23 protein-coding genes and 1 riboswitch are annotated in these 20,823 nt (G+C 38.1%); of the genes, 1 reads left to right on the top strand and 22 read right to left on the bottom strand.

Annotated features, from left to right (window positions below; all coding sequences use genetic code 11):
* Window positions 1-112: 112 nt before the first annotated feature.
* Complete coding sequence (ubiE, locus tag CWB66_RS14615) at window positions 113-889, top strand: bifunctional demethylmenaquinone methyltransferase/2-methoxy-6-polyprenyl-1,4-benzoquinol methylase UbiE (RefSeq protein ID WP_138585941.1); 777 nt, start codon at window positions 113-115, stop codon at window positions 887-889.
* 144 nt (window positions 890-1,033) lie between these two features.
* On the opposite strand, the gene CWB66_RS14610 is transcribed toward ubiE, so the two are convergent.
* From CWB66_RS14610 to CWB66_RS14505, 22 genes are all read right to left on the bottom strand, one after another.
* Window positions 1,034-1,450, bottom strand: a complete 417-nt coding sequence (locus tag CWB66_RS14610; protein WP_077538698.1) for a hypothetical protein — start codon at window positions 1,448-1,450, stop codon at window positions 1,034-1,036.
* Window positions 1,440-2,792: a FliI/YscN family ATPase gene (locus CWB66_RS14605; protein ID WP_138585935.1), complete on the bottom strand. Its 1,353-nt coding sequence runs from the start codon at window positions 2,790-2,792 to the stop codon at window positions 1,440-1,442. The genes CWB66_RS14610 and CWB66_RS14605 overlap by 11 nt, the downstream gene beginning before the upstream one ends.
* The gene (locus CWB66_RS14600; RefSeq protein ID WP_138585934.1) at window positions 2,785-3,417 is read right to left on the bottom strand and encodes a FliH/SctL family protein; all 633 of its coding nucleotides are present in this window, start codon (window positions 3,415-3,417) and stop codon (window positions 2,785-2,787) included. Before CWB66_RS14600 ends, CWB66_RS14605 begins: the two co-directional genes overlap by 8 nt.
* A 2-nt stretch (window positions 3,418-3,419) precedes the next feature.
* Complete coding sequence (locus CWB66_RS14595) at window positions 3,420-4,439, bottom strand: FliG C-terminal domain-containing protein (protein WP_077538704.1); 1,020 nt, start codon at window positions 4,437-4,439, stop codon at window positions 3,420-3,422.
* Window positions 4,420-6,159 carry a flagellar basal-body MS-ring/collar protein FliF gene (gene fliF / locus CWB66_RS14590; protein ID WP_252371767.1) on the bottom strand — a complete coding sequence of 580 codons (1,740 nt, stop codon included), beginning with the start codon at window positions 6,157-6,159 and terminating at the stop codon, window positions 4,420-4,422. Before fliF ends, CWB66_RS14595 begins: the two co-directional genes overlap by 20 nt.
* 6 nt (window positions 6,160-6,165) lie before the next feature.
* Entirely contained in the window at window positions 6,166-6,489 is a 324-nt protein-coding gene (gene fliE / locus CWB66_RS14585; RefSeq protein WP_077538708.1) for a flagellar hook-basal body complex protein FliE, read from the bottom strand.
* Window positions 6,490-6,504: 15 nt separating this feature from the next.
* Window positions 6,505-7,818: a sigma-54-dependent transcriptional regulator gene (locus CWB66_RS14580; RefSeq protein ID WP_077538710.1), complete on the bottom strand. Its 1,314-nt coding sequence runs from the start codon at window positions 7,816-7,818 to the stop codon at window positions 6,505-6,507.
* Window positions 7,819-7,835: 17 nt separating this feature from the next.
* The gene (locus tag CWB66_RS14575; RefSeq protein ID WP_138585933.1) at window positions 7,836-8,717 is read right to left on the bottom strand and encodes an OmpA family protein; all 882 of its coding nucleotides are present in this window, start codon (window positions 8,715-8,717) and stop codon (window positions 7,836-7,838) included.
* A gap of 100 nt (window positions 8,718-8,817) precedes the next feature.
* Window positions 8,818-8,900, bottom strand: a riboswitch (cyclic di-GMP riboswitch).
* A 149-nt stretch (window positions 8,901-9,049) separates the two neighbouring features.
* The gene (flhA, locus tag CWB66_RS14570; protein ID WP_138585932.1) at window positions 9,050-11,125 is read right to left on the bottom strand and encodes a flagellar biosynthesis protein FlhA; all 2,076 of its coding nucleotides are present in this window, start codon (window positions 11,123-11,125) and stop codon (window positions 9,050-9,052) included.
* Between the two features lie 16 nt (window positions 11,126-11,141).
* Window positions 11,142-12,272 carry a flagellar biosynthesis protein FlhB gene (flhB, locus tag CWB66_RS14565; protein WP_138585931.1) on the bottom strand — a complete coding sequence of 377 codons (1,131 nt, stop codon included), beginning with the start codon at window positions 12,270-12,272 and terminating at the stop codon, window positions 11,142-11,144.
* A gap of 3 nt (window positions 12,273-12,275) precedes the next feature.
* Window positions 12,276-13,055 carry a flagellar biosynthetic protein FliR gene (gene fliR / locus CWB66_RS14560; RefSeq protein ID WP_077538718.1) on the bottom strand — a complete coding sequence of 260 codons (780 nt, stop codon included), beginning with the start codon at window positions 13,053-13,055 and terminating at the stop codon, window positions 12,276-12,278.
* Complete coding sequence (locus tag CWB66_RS14555) at window positions 13,052-13,321, bottom strand: flagellar biosynthetic protein FliQ (RefSeq protein WP_077538720.1); 270 nt, start codon at window positions 13,319-13,321, stop codon at window positions 13,052-13,054. Before CWB66_RS14555 ends, fliR begins: the two co-directional genes overlap by 4 nt.
* On the bottom strand, window positions 13,318-14,070 hold the full coding sequence (fliP, locus tag CWB66_RS14550; RefSeq protein WP_077538721.1) for a flagellar type III secretion system pore protein FliP: 753 nt from the start codon (window positions 14,068-14,070) through the stop codon (window positions 13,318-13,320). The genes CWB66_RS14555 and fliP overlap by 4 nt, the downstream gene beginning before the upstream one ends.
* Window positions 14,071-14,074: 4 nt before the next feature.
* On the bottom strand, window positions 14,075-14,413 hold the full coding sequence (locus CWB66_RS14545; protein WP_077538723.1) for a FliM/FliN family flagellar motor switch protein: 339 nt from the start codon (window positions 14,411-14,413) through the stop codon (window positions 14,075-14,077).
* Entirely contained in the window at window positions 14,406-15,329 is a 924-nt protein-coding gene (locus CWB66_RS14540) for a FliM/FliN family flagellar motor C-terminal domain-containing protein (RefSeq protein WP_138585930.1), read from the bottom strand. Before CWB66_RS14540 ends, CWB66_RS14545 begins: the two co-directional genes overlap by 8 nt.
* A 27-nt stretch (window positions 15,330-15,356) precedes the next feature.
* Window positions 15,357-15,755, bottom strand: a complete 399-nt coding sequence (locus CWB66_RS14535) for a PilZ domain-containing protein (RefSeq protein WP_138585929.1) — start codon at window positions 15,753-15,755, stop codon at window positions 15,357-15,359.
* Window positions 15,748-16,740, bottom strand: coding sequence for a flagellar motor protein MotB (locus tag CWB66_RS14530; RefSeq protein WP_077538729.1), 993 nt, complete (start codon window positions 16,738-16,740; stop codon window positions 15,748-15,750). Before CWB66_RS14530 ends, CWB66_RS14535 begins: the two co-directional genes overlap by 8 nt.
* Window positions 16,741-16,742: 2 nt before the next feature.
* A complete protein-coding gene (motA, locus tag CWB66_RS14525) occupies window positions 16,743-17,606 on the bottom strand; it encodes a flagellar motor stator protein MotA (protein WP_077538731.1) in 864 nt (287 codons plus the stop codon).
* 17 nt (window positions 17,607-17,623) lie between these two features.
* Window positions 17,624-18,346: a FliA/WhiG family RNA polymerase sigma factor gene (locus CWB66_RS14520; protein ID WP_138585928.1), complete on the bottom strand. Its 723-nt coding sequence runs from the start codon at window positions 18,344-18,346 to the stop codon at window positions 17,624-17,626.
* A gap of 12 nt (window positions 18,347-18,358) precedes the next feature.
* Window positions 18,359-18,808, bottom strand: coding sequence for a flagellar basal body-associated FliL family protein (locus tag CWB66_RS14515; protein WP_077538735.1), 450 nt, complete (start codon window positions 18,806-18,808; stop codon window positions 18,359-18,361).
* 29 nt (window positions 18,809-18,837) lie between these two features.
* Window positions 18,838-20,145, bottom strand: a complete 1,308-nt coding sequence (locus tag CWB66_RS14510) for a flagellar hook-length control protein FliK (protein WP_138585927.1) — start codon at window positions 20,143-20,145, stop codon at window positions 18,838-18,840.
* On the bottom strand, window positions 20,142-20,459 hold the full coding sequence (locus tag CWB66_RS14505) for a hypothetical protein (protein WP_138585926.1): 318 nt from the start codon (window positions 20,457-20,459) through the stop codon (window positions 20,142-20,144). The genes CWB66_RS14510 and CWB66_RS14505 overlap by 4 nt, the downstream gene beginning before the upstream one ends.
* Window positions 20,460-20,823: the final 364 nt, after the last annotated feature.

Below are 20,823 nucleotides of genomic sequence, written 5' to 3'. Positions count from 1 at the left end.
AGCTTTATATAGAGTGTCCCATAACTATAATCAAACACTCTACGATTATCTGGTAGAGAAAACAAAGTCTTCATTGTATTAGCATTTTACTTAGGAAAAATAAGTCATGACCATGAGTAACAACCCACAAACAGCTGAACAAAACAATCAAGAACAAACCCACTTTGGTTTTAAGACTGTTGATAAATCCCAAAAAGAGAAGATGGTAAAAGAGGTATTTCAGTCGGTTGCAGCTAAATACGATATCATGAATGACTTGATGTCTATGGGAATCCACCGTTTATGGAAACGCTACACGATTGATTGCAGTGGTGTGCGTGCAGGTCATAAAGTGCTTGATTTAGCAGGTGGGACGGGGGATTTAACGGTTAAATTTTCACGTATTGTAGGTGACGCTGGTCAGGTTGTTTTAGCGGATATAAACGATGCTATGCTCAAAGTAGGCCGTGATAAATTGCGCGATTTAGGCGTGGTAGGTAACGTAGATTATGTGCAAGCTAATGCAGAAGAACTGCCCTTTTCTAATAACACCTTTGATATTATTACTATTGCCCTTGGTTTACGTAATGTAACCGACAAAGAAAAGGCTCTCGCTTCCATGTATCGAGTGCTTAAACCGGGAGGGCGTTTGCTGGTATTAGAGTTTTCTAAGCCAACAAATAAGTTGCTCAACAAAGCTTATGACGCTTATTCATTTCATATACTGCCTAAAATTGGTCAACTTGTGGTTAATGATGCTGATAGCTACCAATATTTGGCCGAGTCTATCCGCATGCACCCTGAACAAGAAGTGCTCAAAAGCATGATGGAAGGAGTCGGTTTTGAACAAACGACTTACCAGAATATGACTGGTGGTATTGTGGCCTTACATCGAGGATTTAAGTTTTAATGCAGTGTTTTTCGGGAGGATTACCCTAGGAGTTAGCTAAGTTTTTTAATAAGTTAGTTCGTTGCAGGTTGGATTGAGTCCTGTTAATTGAACAGGACAGTTCACGTTAATACTTATTCAATTAAAGGTATTAATTTGGTAGGTTTATTTATAAAGCTTGCGAACATATGCTTGGCTTATCATTTCATCTAAGTTTTTTTCTTCTTGTTTGTTAGCATAATCTTGTTTGGTTAATACACGGTTACTAACAATACCTTCAATACCTTTAGTAAAGCTCATTTGCTTTAAGCAAGCTTGCTGCTGCCTTTTCTCATCTTGTTGAGAGTCTTTAAATCTTTCTATTTGCTGATTTGATAGCCCACTTAAAATGCCTTTCATTCCTGATAAGTTTTGCAAGCTTAACGCAGATCTCATTTGGCTACTTTTATCCATACTATCAATATGCAATTGTAATTGGGCTAAACGCTGTTGCTCTTCTAAACTTTTTAGCTGTAACTGGGCTTGTTTAGCTAACATAACATCTAATTTATTTTTTTGAATTACTAAAAACTTATTTAACATTCAACTTACCCATAACGTCATTTAACTGCTTTGCCGATTGCGCAAAGTCGAACTTTTCATTCAGGCCTTGGCATAAAAACGATTCAATTTCAGGATACAATGCAACCGCACTATCAAGCTCTGGATCTTTACCTGCCTGATAAGCCCCAAGTGGAATTAGTTCGTGCACTTGCATATATCGACTGTATAATTTTTTTAATTTATAGCAGTAGTCAAGTTGTTCTGGTGTAACAATATTAGGCATTACACGGCTAATAGACGCTCCAATATTTATTGCAGGATAATGCCCTTTTTCAGCAAGCGTTCGATCAAGCACTATATGGCCGTCGAGAATTGCGCGGGCATTATCAGCGATAGGATCTTGTTGATCATCCCCTTCTGCAAGCACGGTATAAATAGCCGTCATTGATCCTTTGCTTTTTTCGCTATTACCAGAGCTTTCAACAAGTTGTGTAAGCTTGCTAAATACCGAAGGTGGATATCCTTTTGACGCGGGTAACTCACCGACTGATAAACCAATTTCACGTTGAGCCTGCGCATACCGGGTTAAAGAATCCATTAACAGCAGAACATTTAAATTTTGATCTCTAAAAAAGGCGGCAAGTCGATGGCTCAGTTCTGCGGCTTTAATACGCAACAATGGCGAATCGTCAGCTGGGGAGGCAATAACAATCGCTTTTTTTAAGCCTTCTTTACCTAAACTTTGTTCAATAAATTCTTTAACTTCCCAACCACGCTCACCAACTAAACTAACAATAACAACATCAGCTGATGTATAACGTGTCATCATACCTAAAAGCTTACTTTTACCAACGCCGGAGCCTGCAAATAAACCTAAACGCTGGCCTTTTCCAACACTAAACAAGCTGTTTATTGCTCTTATGCCAACATCTAAAGGCTCGGTTACCCCCTTACGCTCTAAGGGCGTTAGTGAGTAATCTTTTGGTAATTTTGATAAATTAACAGTATCGTCTTTATCTAAATCGCCTAAGTTATCAATTGGCTGCATTTGAGCATCAACCACTCGGCCAAGTAGCTTTTCAGAAATAGCGACTGTAGATACCTTTGCAGCGGGGCGAACTCGCCCACCGGAGCATAAGTTTTGTGCCTTTTTTAAAGGCATCAAATAGGCTTCAGCTTGATTAAAGCCGATAACTTCTACGTCATACCAAACTCCATCCACACTCTCAACTTGGTACTTTTCGCCAATAGCAAACTGGCCGCCAGTAGCGGTTAATGTCAAACCATTAACTCTAATAAGACGGCCGTAACTTTTAATTAAAGGAGGTGGAGAAAGTGAATCTAAAGCTGACTGAAGTCGAGTATGTAAATCGCTATTCATCGCTATCATTTCTTAGGATTTGGGGAGTAATTTCATCAAGTAATTCCTGCAAACGCTGAGAAAAAGAAAAGCTATGTGTTTGTTGTTCAGCAATTAATTCAACATCACCTGAAATAAGTTCATCATCAAAATTAACGGGGATAGCAAAGTTACTTAAAATATCAGAATCTAACCATTTTTTATCTTCAGAAGAGAAAACAATTTTTGTTACAACGTCTCTATCAGAAAGTAATTCAATTGCTTTTTCGATCAATTGTGTTCTTATTTCGGGCCTTGCTTTGAGTTCACCATCAATAACAAATTCAGCTAATTTGGTTATAATTAGTGTAATGTCACTCTTTAAATCAGTAGAAAGAGTAGATAACTCATTATTCGTTTTTTCAAAAATCACATTGAAATGGTCAATTAAATGTTGTTTTTCAGATTCCAACCGTGCATTTAATAGCGTTTCAACTCGTGAGTCTATTTCTTGCTCCAAAGCAATTTGCTTATCAATTGCTCCTTGCTCAAGCCCTTTTTCATAACCACTTTGCCAACCAATGCGCTGAGCAGCATCAAGACGCTCTTGGAGTGTTTGATGCTGCTCTACTTTATTGAGCGTTGGAAACCGAAATACTTGGCTCATAATTATCCCGCTGTTTCTTCTTGATACAAGCGGTATTCTATTTCGCCTCGTTTGGTCATATCTCTCACAATAGACATTATTTCTTTTCTGGCGGCTTTAACTTTACTAACAGGCTGCGAAGTTAAACCGTCAATTTGTTGTTGATATACTTGGGCGAGTCTTTTTGGTAAAGCGCCAAGTACACGGTCAACCAAGTCTCTATCGGCACCTTTTAAAGACATTGTCCATAACTCATCAGGAATATCATTTAACAATTGAGTGAGTGTTTCATCCGTTTGTTTAGCTAAGCCATCAAAGTCGTACATTTTTTCTTGTATTTCATCGGCAACATTACTGTTTTGTTTTTTCATCATCTCGATAATTTGACTCTTATTACCGTTATAACGATTAATTATTTCAACAGCCTTATCAACACCATTTACTTGAGCGCCAACTTGACGACCCACAAACTCGATACATGCTTCTAATGTTAGTCGAACATCATCTATCACATGTTCACTGACTTCTCGCAAGCTTGCGATTCTGTAAAGTAAATCGTCATGTTTCGATTCAGGAAATAATGCAATGATCGCTGATGCTTGCTCTGGCGGAAGAAACGCTAAAAACAAAGCTTGCATCTGTACATGCTCTTGTTCAAGAAAGCGAACAATTAACTCAGGTGGGATCCATTCTAACCGGCGTAAATCATCGTTCATTGCACCGCCGTAAATATCATCAAGCATCGTTTTAGCGAGTTTACGACCAACAGCTTTATCTAATGCGCGCTCTAAATAAACTCTAGATGCGCCATTAACGCCACTTTCATTTCTATAGCAATCAAAAAATTCGCTCAACGTAGAAGCCACATCTTTTTGAGTCACATTAGAAATTTTAGCCATTTTCTCTGAAATAACTTGAACTTCACGACGCCCTAGCTTGCGAATAACACTCGCGGCATTTTCTTCACCCATACTTAGCAGTAAAATAGCAGCTCTATCTAATGCTGGTAATGGTGTTACTTTCTCAAGCTTTTCTTGATTCAATTTCAACCCCTTGTTCTACCCAGTACTTAATAACCGATGTTACTCGTTCAGTCTCTCTGCTCGCTAAAAGCTGCATATGCGCAATTTGCTCTTCAAAATCGTTACCTATTTGAGGCAATGAAATAGATGATGGGTCTGAATTTTTATCTTTAGAACCCATGCCATCAGCTTTTGCATTAGCACTAATAGCATCATCCAGTGGAGTAATATGTCTATCTCTCACATCGTGATTAGATTTTGCTGTGTTTGAATCTTGCGTTGTAGCTAACAACTCAGAATTACTCTTTCCTTTGATTAAATGATTAACCAACGGACGTACACCAAATAAAATAAGTAAAATACTGATCAATGTGCCAAAAATATAACGCGCATATTCTCTAAGTTCTGGCATTTGCCACCATTCGAGGCCCTCACCAGGTGCGAGTACTTTTTCTTGCACAAAGGCAAAGCTAGTAATATTAAATTGATCGCCTCGAACATCGTTGTAACCAGTTGCTTTTTTAACCATTTCACCTAAAGATGCAAGGCGCTCATCGGTCCAACCTTCATCTGAAAGTGACGCACCTTCATTAATAAGTACAGACAAACTCATTGATTTAATTCGCCCAACTTCAAATTGAGTGTGTGTAACAGAACGCCCATTTTCAAACTGTCTGTTACTTTCACTTCGCTCTGAGGTGCGCTCATTATTTTCATCACCACCTTGTTCATTTGGTACAGGCGGTTCATTTGCAAGTGATCCCGGGATACCCGCAGCAAGTTGATCTAATGTGGTATCTGATTTAACAAACTCTTGCGTTAAAACATTTTGCGGGTCGACAAGTTCTTTCGTTTCTTCTACAACGCTAAAATCAACATCGGTAGATACTTGAATCCTAAAGTTACCTTCACCTAATATCGGCAATAACATGATTGAAGCTCTTTGTTCAATATTGCGCTCAACCTTGCCTACAAACGCTAATTTTTTATCCGTCTCTTTACCTACCGGCGTGTTATCAAATAAATCACCGCTTAATAATTTACCGCGCTGATCCACTACTGAAACTGACTTAGGGTTTAAACCTGGCACGCTACCTATCGTTAATGCAATGATTGCCTCAACTTGCTCTGGTTTTAATTCGTGCCCTGGCGCTAAATCAACCATCACCGATGCTGCGGTTTTTTGCTCTGTACGACCAACAAAAAGACTCCGTTTTGGCACAGCCAAGTGCACTCGCGCATTTCGGATGCCTTGCATATTAATAATAGTGCGTGCTAACTCACCCTCTAAGGCATGTTGATACTGCATAGACTCAATAAATTGGCTCGTTCCCATTGATACTTTATCGCTGATACTTTCCATGCCCTCTGGCATAGACGCTTTAATACCACGTGCTGCTAAGGTGATTCTTGCATCAGCTAATTTTTCTTGTGGTACTAAAATATTTCCGCTATCGGTATCAATACGAAATGTAATTTGCTCTTTATCTAAAATTTCAAGAATATTCGCTTTATCGTAACTTTCTTGATTTCCGTAAAGGGGCACGTAATTTTTAGCTGAAGTCCATAAAATCAGTACAATTGTTGCCGCCACCAGTGTCGCTAAAAGCGCAATAGTTGCAACGCTTCTGTCACTGCCACCGCTAAAATTTAGCTTGTGAGAAAAATTAACAACTTTTTCTTTTAATTTCATATCGTTGCTACTTGGCTCTGGCACTTTAGTTAATTCACCTTTCATCATCAACCTCTACAATGACATTCGCATTACATCATCAATGCCATTGAGTACTTTGTTGCGCATTTCCATCAGCATTGAAAAACTTAAACTTGCCTTTTGGCTTGCAACCATAGCACCAACAACATCTTCACTTTGCCCAGTATCAACAGCTTTCATCATATCGCCGGCAATATTTTGTTGTTCATTAATAGAGCGCACAACAAATTTAAAATCTTCACTTACACTCACATCTGAATTAGGGATAAGATTTGGTTCAATTCGATCGGAGGCAGCCAATTGCTGCATTTCCATCATTTTTCCAAGCATCATTCGTTGGCTTTCAATCGGTGACATTAGGGTTTCCTTTAATTATGCGATTGCATCTATGTCTATGCCGTATTCACGCATAGCAGCAAGTTTATATCTTAATGCTCGAGTACTAACCCCGAGCGCATCGGCTGTTTGAGTTCGGTGACCTTTGAAGCGGCTTAACAAACTATATATGTAGTCAAATTCAGCTTGTTTTTTATTTTCTTTTAATTGAGATGAGCAAAAACTCGCTGCAGGAACTAAGCAATGAGGCAAATTAAGATCATCGGATTGAATTTCTACACCCCGTGCCATAACAAGGGCTCTTTGCATAACATTTTCAAGCTCTCGGACGTTCCCTGGCCAGTTATAACAAAGCATGACATCCGCAGCTTGCTTACTAATATTAAATTCAGACGTACCATACTTTTTTATAAAGTAATGAGCTAAAGGTATTATGTCGTCTGTGCGATTACGAAGTGCAGGCCAGCTCAGTGGTAACACATCTAAGCGATAAAATAAGTCTTCTCGAAAAGCGCCTTTTTCAACCTGCTCTCTTAAAATTTTATTTGAAGCGGCAATAACTCTAATATCAAGGTGAACTTTTTGATGGCTACCTAATCTTTCGACCTCTCGCTCTTGTAAAACACGTAATAATTTTGCTTGTAAATCAAGTGGAAGCTCGGTAATTTCATCAAGTAAAATTGTTCCGCCATTAGCTAATTCAAACTTACCCGGTTGCGCGTTTACAGCCCCAGTAAATGCGCCTTTGTTGTAGCCAAATAACATTGCTTCAAGCATATTTTCAGGTATAGCAGCACAGTTAACCGCTACAAAAGGTTTATTTGCGCGCTCTGATGCTTTGTGAATAAAAAGGGCTAATTTTTCTTTACCTGTTCCCGACTCTCCTGTGATTAACACACTGGCTGAGGTTTGTGCAGCTCGATTAGCTAAACGAAGCACTTGTTGAGATTTTGTTGAAACAGCAATTAAATCCTCAACGCCATGCTTCATCGAATTCGCATTTCTGATAGTGTTTTTAAGTTGTTCTTCAAAAAATGGTTTTAATAAGTAGTCGACAGCCCCACCAACATTTATTGTTTTTGATGCGATCTCACTTTGCGATGAATCAACAAGCGAAACGACTTGGGTTATAGGGCAAGTTCTGCGCAAAAGCTTCACAAATTCGACTAATTCAATTTGTTGAATATCGGCATCAACAAAAATGAGCTCTGGTTTATTACTGATGCAATAACTAACAGCATCAGCTACGGAGTCTGTATATAAAAATTTAAAACCTTCAGACACAACCGTTTGCTTAAACTCAACATCTGGCTGTTGTTCACTGATCCATAAAAGGTATTTTTGGCTCATGTTATCCTCTACAAAACTCATTTAGTCGTATCTCGGAACAAACGAATTAAAACACGACGGTTAGACTCTCGTCCTACCTTTGAATTCTCTACTACGGGGTAACGTTGGCCATGAGCTCGAACCTCTAACATATTTTTAGGCAAACCAAACTCAACCAAGCGAGATGCAATATCATCAGCCCTTTCTTTAGAAAGTAGTCGATTCGCTAAAGGCGATCCTACGTTATCGGTATGACCATCAATCATTACTTTGGTCACCTTTGTATCAAGCGATATATAACGTACTAAATCTTTCAAAAAAGCTAAGTCAGCCGTTTTTTCGACGATACGTTTACCGGTTTCAAAATATATTTCATAATCCCTCGCTTGTTGCCAAGACAGCGGAGATAGCTCTGTTAAACAGTGCTGGTATTGATCAATTGCAAGATTACTATTTGTATTTGTAAAAGTAAGTCGAACTTGCTCATCGCCAAAACCAATGACGCTGTCTAGCCAACCACCTTGCTTTATAACACGCAGCAAAGTACTAACGTCTGCATCGAATACAACCGTATTATTATTTATGTCAGCGGAGAAAAAATTCAGTTGAGGGGGTGATACGCGACTTGATTGCCAATCAGCTTTTCTAGAAAAGATTTGGATATCGGTTATTTTTTTATCTGATAGTAACCAATTAAAAACCAGTTTTTGAGGCTCTGCAGGCACGCTAACTATTTCTAGTTTTGCATAACTATCGAAGGTTTGCTCTAGGCTACAAAAAAAAGACGTTTCTTTTGCTGACCAAAATCCTTGCTCATAATTTTGAATAAAACTTTGCTCTGCTGCTGTTACTTTGTTAATCGTAAAAATAACAATGCAAAAAAAAGTAAAAACTCTAACTTTTAAAAATATATTACCCATGAGTATTCCATACAACATTAAACCGGACCAACTTGGTCTTTATAATATAAACAGCGAAATGTATTGAATGCAGTTATAGCACCAAACACTATCACTAAGTTAATGTGGCCCCACGATCTTAGTTAACACCTTAGACTGGTAGCTTTGCGTCCTACACTTTCGTGAAGTTTGCCATTTAATTCTCTTAAATATTCCGATTCTAAATAGAATACCTGCTAGGCAACACTAATGCGTACGGCCTAGCCAACAATTAGACTATAGTTAATTATTATTAAATGCAAACATAATTGCATTTAATTCATTACTGGTTCATAAAAGCTAGAACTTTATTATTATCCCAGAGAACCTAATATATCGACTCTTACAAAATCAGGAATTTCATTATAAGAAAGAACAACTAACCCACCTTTCGTAAACGTTTTAGCATATCTGGCCAAAAGAGGCCTAAGCTGAGGAATTACGATTAAAGTAGGCGTTACACCTCTTGATTTCATATCATCAACAAGTAACGGCATCATGCGCTGAAACTGCCCTAACAAATTAGGGTCAACAGGAAAGCTATCTAATGAGACTTTGCCCGCCTGCATAGCTTGATCTAACGAACTTTGCATTGTGCTTTCAAGTTTCTCATCTAGGCTATATGCTGCCAGCTCATCTCGATTACCCATAACTTGTTTTACTAATACTTTTTGCAAGGCGCAGCGCACATCGGATACTAATAGAATCGGATCTTTTGTTACTTCAACACTATCAATTAAAGTGCCTGCAATAGTTACAATGTCCTTAATACTTATATGCTCCCTTAACAGCAAGCGTATAACTTTTAACTGCAGATTAGTGGGTAACGTTTTTTCAAATGTTTCAGCTAAACTTGGCGATATTTCTTTTAAACGCTCATTTAATCTTTGCACATCTTCATAGCTAAACAACTCATCTAAATGATCTTTAATTACCTTGCCAGTATGCGTAGCAATAACCGTGCCTAAGTCGACAACGGAATACCCCATATTCAAAGCTTTTGCTTTACTGTCGTCTTTTATCCAAACGGCTTCAAGCCCATAGGCCGGATCTGTGGTTATTTCACCATCGAGTGTTCCGTACACATCACCTGTATTGAGTGCCAGTAACTCTTTTGCATTCAAATGGCCATTTGCCACCGCTACGCCCGCTAGATTAACTTTATACTCTTGAGGGTTTAACTTTAAATTATCTTTTATTCTAATCTCTGGTAGTAAAAAACCGAGTTGCTCAGAAAGGTTTTTTCTCACCCCACGCAATGTTTTGACAAGTTCCTCACCTTTATCTTTATCTGCTAAATAAACGAGACGAAAACCAAGTTCAACCGCCAATTTATCGACGTGAGAAATATCGCGCCACTCTAAGCTAGTTTGTTGTTCACTTAAAATAGTGTCAGTTATTTGTTCTGCTTCAAGCAAATCAGAGGTGGGTTGTGATTTTTGCAATCGCCACGCTACATAAAATAGAGGCGCTGCGAACCCCAAAAATGCCACGGTAGGCATTCCTGGTACAATCCCTAAAACCACCATAATTAAGGCGGCAGTTAAAATAACACGAGGTGAAGCTAAAAGCTGCTTCCCTACTGTTTCACTGACATCGCCTTCATCATTCATTCGCGTAACAATGATTGCGGCCGCTACAGCAAGTAATAAAGAAGGAATTTGTGCTACAAGGCCATCACCGATAGTGAGTAATGCAAAACGCTGAAACGCCTCGGCCAAGCTAAGACCATGTTGAAATGCCCCGATAGAAACGCCACCCAGTAAATTAATTACAAGGATAATTAAACCGGCAATTGCATCGCCACGAACAAATTTAGAGGCACCATCCATCGAACCATAAAAGTCAGCTTCTTGAGCTATATTTGACCGTCTTTCTTTTGCTTGTTCAGGACCAATTAAACCCGCATTTAAATCTGCGTCAATGGCCATTTGCTTACCTGGCATTGCATCGAGTGTAAATCGCGCAGCCACTTCAGAAATTCGTTCACCACCTTTGGTGATTACAACAAAGTTAATAACCATTAAAATAACGAAAACAACGATACCAACAACATAGTTTCCGCCAATAACAACTTCACCAAATGCTTGAATAACTCGCCCTGCTACATCTGAGCCTTCATGACCATGCAATAATACGACACGAGTAGAGGCGATATTAAGGGTTAACCTCATTAACGTCGCGACTAACAAAATAGTAGGGAACACAGAAAAGTCGAGCGGCTTTTTGGTCGAAACAGCCACTAAGAGTACTATAATTGAAAGCACTATATTAAAAGTAAATAACACATCCAGTAACCAACCTGGCAATGGTAAAATAACCATTGAAAGTATCGCTAATAGTATTACGGGAATAGCTGTATAAGGTCGAGTAAAACTGCGCCAGTTCAAATTATGACTCCAACATCTAAGATTTTTGTAAGTTTTTAGGAATTTTTAGTTTAGGTAAAGGTGCAGGTGGTTGCCCACGGCCTTGTTTATAGGCTTTTAACTGCATTACATAAGTTAAAACATAAGCAACGGCTGTATATAAACCGTTAGGCACTTCTTGATCTATTCGGGTCGAAAAGTATATTGCACGCGCTAAAGCGGGCAATTCTATTACCTCTTTATTATTTTGACGAGCGACCTCTCTAATTCTTAAAGCCATTTCATCCACACCTTTAGCGACTACATAAGGTGCTTTGGCTGCACTTTCACTGTACTTTATTGCAACCGCATAATGTGTTGGGTTAGTTATAATAACATCGGCAGTAGGTACTCGCTCTTCAACTTTACGATTTGCCTGTTGAAACTGGATTTGCCTAATTTTATTTTTTATTTCAGGGCTACCATCAGAAGATTTCCGCTCTTCTTTCACCTCTTGGTGCGTCATTTTAATTTTTTTAGAGATTTGATGCTGCTGAAAAGGAACATCAATTACAGCAATAAATAACAGCAAAGTGACTGTTACCATTAACGATAAAAACAAAAGTTCAATTCCCTGCCCTATTGCCACTTTCACATCCAAATTTTGCAAAAACATGAGCTGCATCCACAATTTGGTCAAAAACGTATATAAACAGATAGCAAGCAGCGAAATTTTTAATATCGACTTAACCAGTTCCACTAATGACTGTATGCCAAACATTTTAGCTAACCCTTTCAAAGGGTTTAATTTACTAAATTTGGGGGCCACGAGTGACATTGAAAAAACAAAACCACCAGGTAAGCATCCCGTGATCCACATCGCAATGAACATTAAAAGCAAAAAAGGCGTTAACGTGGATAACATATCCAGCACGGCTTGCGCTAAAGCAATCGGCATCATTTTTGTGTTATTAATAATATTATGATCAAGCTGCATGCTTGTGCTCATTAAATCTGCAAATAGCTTATAAAATAAATTAGCAAACCAAAGTAAACCTGAAATACCCACCATGAGTAAAATAGCCGTATTCAACTCTTTCGATCTTGCGACTTGTCCGTCTTTTTTAGCTTTTTTTAGACGTTTTTCTGTGGGTTGTTCTGTTTTTTCTTGGGAGCTATCTTCAGACATAATTTATCTCATAGCCTCCGTAAACGTAGACAAAACATAGTAAGTTAGCGAAGAAAAAGAGCTTCCGGTGTATTCCAATGTCATAAAAACACAGAAAAACCCCATTAACAGAGACATAGGAAAACCCAGCACAAATATATTTAAAGAAGGAGCTGCTCGACTCGCAACACCAAACGTTAAATTAACTAATAGCATCGCAATAATCCCGGGCATAGAAAGCAATAGGGCTGAAGAAAACATCCAAGCAAACAACATAATTATTGATTGAATATTAAACTCATAAATACTTCGACCGATAGGGAACAGTGTAAAACTTTCGACCATTACATTGAGTGTAATTAGATGCCCATCCGCTGCAAAAAATAATAAAGCGCACATTATCCAAAATAACTGCCCTAATAATGCCACCTGATTCCCGCTACCGGGATCCATAACAAGTGCCATAGATAATCCCATTTGCATAGACAGTATTAAGCCTATCATTGCCATAACTTCAAACAGGATCCGTAATGATAACCCCATCATTACACCAAAAATAATTTGCTCAGTCGTTAAAATAACCGCATCTAAAGAGAATATATCAATTGCAGGAGCAAGCGGTAACTGAGGAGCCACCAAAAAAGCAAGCATCATTGAAAGCATTATTCTTGAACGAGGTGTCACCGCTGGATTATCAAAAACAGGCATTGACCATAGTAGCGCTGAAAAGCGAACAAATGGCCACCACATAGTCCCAATCCAACTCACTAAGTCAGCAGCAGACAATGATAAAAGAGAGCTCAACCAAATACCCCAGGAAGCATAAACTTGAGTTTATCAAACCAGTCTATCATTACCTGTAACATCCAATGTCCTGCAAAAACAATCATTAACAACGTCAGTAACATTCTTGGTAAAAAAGTAAGAGTTTGTTCTTGGATTGATGTTGCACCTTGAATTATTGCAACAACAATACCCAAAATAAGCCCAGGCACAATCAAAACCAATATTAGTTTAATAATTGTATACACTGCACTGGCAATAAGTTCTACAGACATTTCTGGTGTCATGGCGACATACCAAATGTAGCGGCTAATGTACCGGCAATCATCGACCAACCATCGGCTAAAACAAACACCATTAATTTAAAGGGTAAACTAATTATTAAGGGCGATAGCATCATCATACCCATCGACATCAAAACACTACTCACCACTAAATCTATAATCAAAAATGGAATAAATAACATAAACCCAATTTGAAAAGCGGTTGTTAATTCACTTAGTACAAAAGCAGGCATCAAAACTTCAAAAGGAATTTCTTCAGCTGTTAATGTGGTTGGCTCATTTGCGATTAGCAAAACTTGTCTTAGCTCACTTTCACGAGTTTGCCTTAGCATAAAAGCGCGCAGTGGTTTCTCTGCTGTTAATAATGCTTCTTCTAAGCCAATTGTTTCAGCCTGAAAGGGTTTATACGCATTTTGATACATATCTTGCCAGACCGGTCTCATAATGAGCATGGTTAGCATGAGTGATATTCCAATCAAAATTTTATTTGGAGGGCTTTGTTGAAGCCCCATAGCCTGTCTTAAAATGGCCAGTACAATAATAATTCGAGTAAAAGAAGTAAGTACCATCAATAAAGCGGGGATCAAGCTCAGCACAGTCATCAGTAACAGGATTTGTAACTTGACGCTATAATCCTGCCCCTGCGCTGTATCCTTTAAAGAAAATAGCGTAAGTTCTTCAGCATTTAGCCAACCTGGTACTAATAGTAATAATAGTACTAAGCTGGCTTTTAAAATTACGCTTTTATTCATTTGATTACGCTTCCTCTTGCTCAGAAGCTTTTTTTGTAATGAATTTCAGACCATATTGTCCTTCCGTCATAACAACTTCTGCTTTAGCAAAGAAAATGCCATTTACTTTAACATCTAAAGGTTCACCTGCAACTTTGTCTAGCCTTAAAACATCACCATCTTTTGCCTGGCTCAATTCGCCTAGTGTAATTTCGGTACTGGCAACTTCTAAAGTAACTAATAACGGAACATCTTGAAAAAAAGACATATTTTCTGCATTTCCTTGTGTTATCGATTTTCCTTCAAAGTCATCCATTGCATCTAGGTCTAAACCAGCTAAAGCGTTATCAAGATTTTCATTCATAATTTATACTACTCGTTTCTTTATTTGTTAATTCTGTGATTTGAAATGCTAGGCCTGTATCTTGTTCTACAACCTGGCCTTTAAAAATATTTTTATTACCGAGCTTAAACAATGCTGGCTCATTAAGTTCAATCGGCAAAAGTTTGCCATTCATGCACTCTTTTAGCTGTTTAAGGGTCACTTTCTTCTTTGCCATTTCTATTTTGCCTTGCACTGCAAACTGTGGCCAAGCGTCCATAGAAAGGTGTTCCGCATTACTTTTTTTATGACTAATTGTCTTTGTTTTATCGCTAAAGAAAGTAATTGGCAGCCAAAGAAACCAGCTTATAACTTCATTTTCTAAAATAAAGCGCACTTTAAAAGCCAAATAATTTAATGGATCTGGAAGCTCTTCATACTTTTGAACTTCACCTAATAAAGTGGAGCGTTCTTTAAAAAGTAAGTTTTGCATTCCTTGGATCTGTCTTTGTAATAAACGGCAACATATTCTATTTTCAGTTGAGCTCAGCTCTGCAGGTAGCTCAACGTCCTCATCTGATGAGGGATTTAAACTATTAAACTGTCCACCAAGGCAAAGATCGGCTGTTTTGTGGGCGCTTTTATAATCTAACGCTAAATAAGCAAAGTCTTCTTCTGGTACAAATAAAGGTGACTCAATAAAGATGCGAGGCGACTCTTTAAACCAACTTCTGATCACCGAATGATTACACTGAGAAATATCAATATCAAAGCGAGTATCATTGAAAAGCTGAGCAAGCTCTAATTCAAAAACCTTTCGCATATTTACTTTTACTTCATCCGCTTTTTTTGCGGCATAATCTAAAACACGCTGCTCTAAAGTAAGAGGAAAAGAAGTAACATCTTCAGAATCTTTAGCTTTAATTAATTTCGGCCTAAAATTTACATTTTTGCGCATATCAAAACATTTCCTGATTCATTTTTTTCATTTCAATCTTTGCTCTTTTTTATACTGAGCCTGCTGCTGTAAACGCGTGACTATAGTACTGCGTTTTTTATCATTTTTAGTCGTCCACTCCACACCTAAAAACGCCAGCTTTTCATTCACTTTTCGACGATACATTACCTTACCAACCAAGCGGCTATGCTCATCAAAAACAACTGTTACTGTATCTGGTATTGTTTTTTCACTTGGAACCAATAAGCCAACGCCACCTAAACTAATGTCTTTTGCAACCGCGTGACAAATTGAAATATCAAAGAAAAAGTTTCTTAATAGCTCAACAGAAACCCCACCTCGCTGAACAGCTTCTGGCTCAAAGTTGTCTTTAGGATTTAAATTCCAGCGCTTATAATTACGTTTGGTTTCAAATTCACTACTCATAACTACCTTCTAAACGTAGTACAGGCTTATTCGCTGTTGCAGCTCTGGCCGATTTATTTACTGGGCTGTCGATATTATCATTGTTAAACAATTCATTAAGCTCTTTTTCAGCCTTTTTTGTTAAAATTAACAGTTCAACTCGTCTATTTTCACTAGCCGTTATATCATCTTTATTTAAAGGACGATTTGAAGAAAAAGCATTTACCTGTAAAACACTGTTGATTGGCATGCCTCCGGCAGTCATAACGCGCCTTGCTTCTTGCGCCCTTGCCCCCGAAAGATCCCAGTTTCTTGAGCTTCCATCTTTAAACGTACTTGCATCACTGTGCCCAGAAATAATGATTTTATTACCAATACCTTGAAATAAGCCGCCGAGATGTAAAAATAAATCTTCAAAAAATGGGGTCATTTCTGTTTTCGAACGCTCAAACATTCTATGGCTATCATCATCTCGAATAATAACTCTTAAGCCTGAAGGAACTTCCTCGACTAATAAGTTATTTTTCAATAGGTCTTCTTTTGTTAAATCTTGAAAGCTTTTCAAAAGTAAACTTAGCTCTGAAGACGCTTTAAAATCACTGTTAATGACTGAATTTAACTCTTTACCTTTACCTGCTTTAGGATCTATATCTCCTTTAGGTATTTGCAAAAATTCGCTCATACCTGGTTTTGGTGAATCAGGTGGTGTGTCTCCAGATTTGAAATGTTTTACAACAGAAGGTGAACCGCCAAGATCAACAGGGAAAGGACTATTTTGAGGATCAAAAATAGCAGGACCACCATCAAATACTGAATGAGTTCTCATATAATGCGCTATTTCTTCGCGCTCAGATTCATTGGTAATGGCCATAATCCACATAACCATAAAAAAAGCCATCATCGCTAACGTGAAATCAGCAAATGCCACTTTCCACGCTCCTCCATGCGCTTCCGCTTTTGCTTTTCTTCGGCCTCTTTTTATTATTATTTCATTATTTTTTTCCATAACTAGGCGGCCTTATTATTTATCCATTCTTCCATAGTGGTAAAAGTAGGCTTAATTTCTTCATTGATTAATTTTCTACCCGAGTCAGTAGCAACAATAGGCACATGCCCTTTTGCATGAGCAACAAGCATCGCACGTACACATTCAAGCATTGCCATTTGTTTTTTTACATATTGCTCCATCGCAGAAGCTAAAGGCGCAATTAAACAATAACAGGCAAATATACCTATAAATGTTCCTACTAACGCAGCCGCAACATGATAACCAATTTCGCTCAATGCACCGTCAAGGTGTTGCATTGTTATGATAATCCCACCTACAGCCGCCAAAATACCAAAACCAGGCATCGCCTCAGCTGTATTTGCAAGGGCATGCGAAGGCTTTAATTTTTGTTCTTCTATTGTATAGATTTCTTGCTCCAGCATGGCATCAAAATCATGTGATGTAATTTTACCCATACTAAATAAACGTAAGTTATCGCAAATAAACGTCACTAATTGAGGAAATTCATACACTTTTGGGTAAGCAAGAAATATAGAGCTTGTTTCAGGGTTTTCAACATGCTCATCTAAGCCTTTAATCCCTTTAACGCGAGCCAAGTCAAGCAGTGAGTAAATAACTAACAACAGATCGTGGTACAACTCAGCGGTGTTACTTCCTTTGCCACTTATAAATTGGTATTTAAGTTGGCTCAACATTTCAGTTAAAACATACTTAGAGTTGCCAACAATAAGAGCTCCAATACCTGCACCCAGTATGATCACAAATTCAGCTGGCTGCCACATAGTTGCAATATTGCCGCCGGCGAAGGCAAAGCCGCCAAGTACTGTACCTAGCACTACTAGTAAACCGATAACTCTTTGCATTATTTATCCCTCAGATATTAAATTTGTTGAAGCTTTTTGGTTAGTGTTTCGAGCGCTCTTTTATGTAACTGGCAAACTCGAGCTTCTGTAAGTTCAAGAGTGAGTGCTATCTCTTTCATGTTCATTTCATGTGTATAATATAACTGTAAAAGCAGCTTTTCTCGGGTATTCATCCCGCTCATTGCTTTTTTTAACATCAATACCGTATCGGCTTTATCTTCTGAACTAGGTGAGGTAATTGACAATTTGGGGTTATCTTCAAGTAAGCTCTCCAAACTCTCAATAGCTTCTGCTTGTTCGCTATACTGAAGTTTAATTAATTCATTATGCTCAATGTTAAGCGCATCACACAGCTCAGTATCTGTTGCCTCTCGACCGTGTTGCTTTCTTAATGTGCGTGTCATGTCACGAAGTTGATGAGACTGCTGCCTTAACTGCCTAGGTCGCCAATCTAAGCGCCTAAACTCATCAAGCATCGCACCGCGAATACGTTTAAATGCAAAAGCGGTAAATTTTTCATCTATATCTCGACCATAGCGCCTGAGTGATGATAATAAAGCCACCAAACCTATTTGTTGAATATCATCGTTATCAACAAGCACGCCAACTTGTGTTCGCATGTGCGCTGCCGCTCTTTTTACCAAAAAAGAATACTGGGTTAACAACTCAGTTTCTTTTGCCGGTGATAGCGTCACGAGGGGCTCTGATGTGAGCTCACCCCACTCTTCATTCAGCAACATACTAAGCGTATCCTATTGAATGAATACATTAGTGACGAGAACATTATCTAACCTTAAAGGCGTTTTATTTATTAAAACGAGGTTAAATTGCTCTAGTAATAGTTTTTGGACTGCATCGATATCTTTAAATAAAGCTTTTACGTCAGCATGACTCATATTCGCAAATTGCTTTACCAGTACATTACGCAACAATGGGGTTGCTTCTGCAGCATATACTTTATTATCAATATAAGGCGGAATTACCAAAACAAGATCCAACACTAAGTAGCGTGCATAACTCTCATCAGACACACTAATTATAAATCGCTCCATCTCATGGTACTGCGATTCAGTTATGTTCGCTTCTGTATTCGTTGAGCCTGCATCTCCTTGTTGATTAGAGTCACTATCGAGTAATTTACCAGCAAAAAATGCACCTATAATCAAAACTAAAGCGCCAACGCCTAATATTATTTTCTTCACATTTACCTCACTCTAACCAATATTAATAGTTATACTAATTTGTTTAACCAGCCCGATGATACTGTTTGTCTCAGTTCATCGTCTTGCTCGGTGTTATCAATTAACGAAATATTTTCAGCAACCTTTTCATCGCTAGCGCTATGTTGTTGCTCTTGTTGTTTATCATCAAAATTTAAATCTACCGACACACTGCCATTTTGAGAAAGCGTTTGACGCAGTTGATCCAATGTTTGCGCAATAGCATCTCTAACTTGTGGATTGCTTGTTATTAAACTAACTGACGTTTTATCTCCATCAACACTAATAGAAATGTCTATTCGCCCTAAATTCGGAGGATCTAATCTGATCTGCGCTTTTTGTAGTTGCTGCCCTATTTGCAAATTGACCTTATCACCTAGCACATTGAGTAAGCGTTGCCCCCACTCATTTGGTCCACCCTTGAGCTTTTCTTGGCGCCATTGGAATGTATCAGCTAAGGATTCATTATGTGCAAACGGGTTAAGTACAGCTGCTTTTTGAGTTAATAAGTCACGGCTTTCAATGCTAAAACTATTGGGTAGTGCATTTAGTGTGTGCTTGTGCAAATCACTCTTATGAGTAGGTACTTCACTGATATTCGTATCAACTGAATTAACCTTGCCATTTACCGTAGGTTGTATTGATGAAGGCCGAAGTAGCCCTTGCAAACTTTGAAGTGCGATACCCGAGTGCTGTAAATTGTTATTTTTCGTTACTGTATTTAGCTCTGTATTAATAATTTGGGCCGCAGTATCTAGATTACCTACATTAAAGCCGTTATTTAAAACTGCGTTTGATTGCTCTGCATTTAAATTCACTTGAGCAGTTGCGGGGGCACTCTGCGACTTTGTTGAATTTAGCGCACTATTTATGGCTTGCTCATTAATAAGCGAAGCAGTTGCAACCTTTTTATTAACGGGCATTTCGGGTAAATTAGCTTGTTCAATCAGGGGCTCATCTAAAATAGCCGCGCTGTTTTCACTCTCTGCAATTTGTGAAGGTATCTCATTTAAAGTGTTGAGACCTGAACTTTTATATTGTCCAATTGAATTTAATAAAGGGTGATTAGCCGGTTGCTCTGGCGACACTTCAACGGGTTCTATAAGCAAAAATTCATCGCCTGTATCATCATCAATAGAATCTTCGTTAATTAACTGCGCGCTGTTTTCATCCATCTCTTTTTGAGTAGACAAAGCATGCTCGTCAAACGCAGGTTCGTTAACAGCAGAATCAACTGCATTCGCGTTACTTATTATTTTTTTACTGCTTGTAACATCAAATTCAGCTTTCGATGCAATATTGCCAAGTTGAATATTCATAAATCACTTCCTTCGCTCAGTTCTTTATACGCTTCAATGCCTTCTTTATTATTTTGGTGACTTTGCATTTTCACTTTGATATCTGATTGCTGTTTCGCAATTACACTTATAATTTTTGTATAGCGTTTTTTAAGTGATCTACGCTGAGGCTCTATTGAATCAAACCAAGGTTTTTTTTCAGATAAGCCAAGCAATAAGTGCATTTTTTTATCGGCTTCTTTTACTTTAAACCAATTGTTATCTTGAACTGCTCGCTCCATAGCGCAAAGTAACTGTTCAATTTTTTGCTCAGTTTGCTTCTTAGATATATCCATGAACAGTATCAACCTATAATAAAACACATTGAAATATAGCAAAAATCAAGCCAATAGCAACTCATTGTTTTTACTTAATAAAAACATTAAAAACCACCCAAAACGGAAGCTTAACTTCCGCTGCGGAAGTAGCTTGGAAGTAACTCAGCCCACTAACAAAAAAACCAGCTAAAATTAGCCGGTTTTTGTTAACTAACCTGAACTCTGGTTAAGAGGTTTACTAATACCAAACTGCATAAATCTTTGATCAATTTAACGAATTAAATTGCACTATAACGTCGTTAAAAAATTTTTATTTAGAACAACTAGATACAAAAATTTTTGCCTAGTTCTAGCGTAATTTTCTTAACGTTAAATAGACCCC

The organism is Pseudoalteromonas sp. S558 (assembly GCF_005886635.1).
In the GTDB taxonomy this organism is placed as follows: Bacteria; Pseudomonadota; Gammaproteobacteria; order Enterobacterales; family Alteromonadaceae; genus Pseudoalteromonas; species Pseudoalteromonas aliena.
Note: the sequence above shows the minus strand (reverse complement) of the source record. Positions and strands in the feature narration are given on the sequence as shown.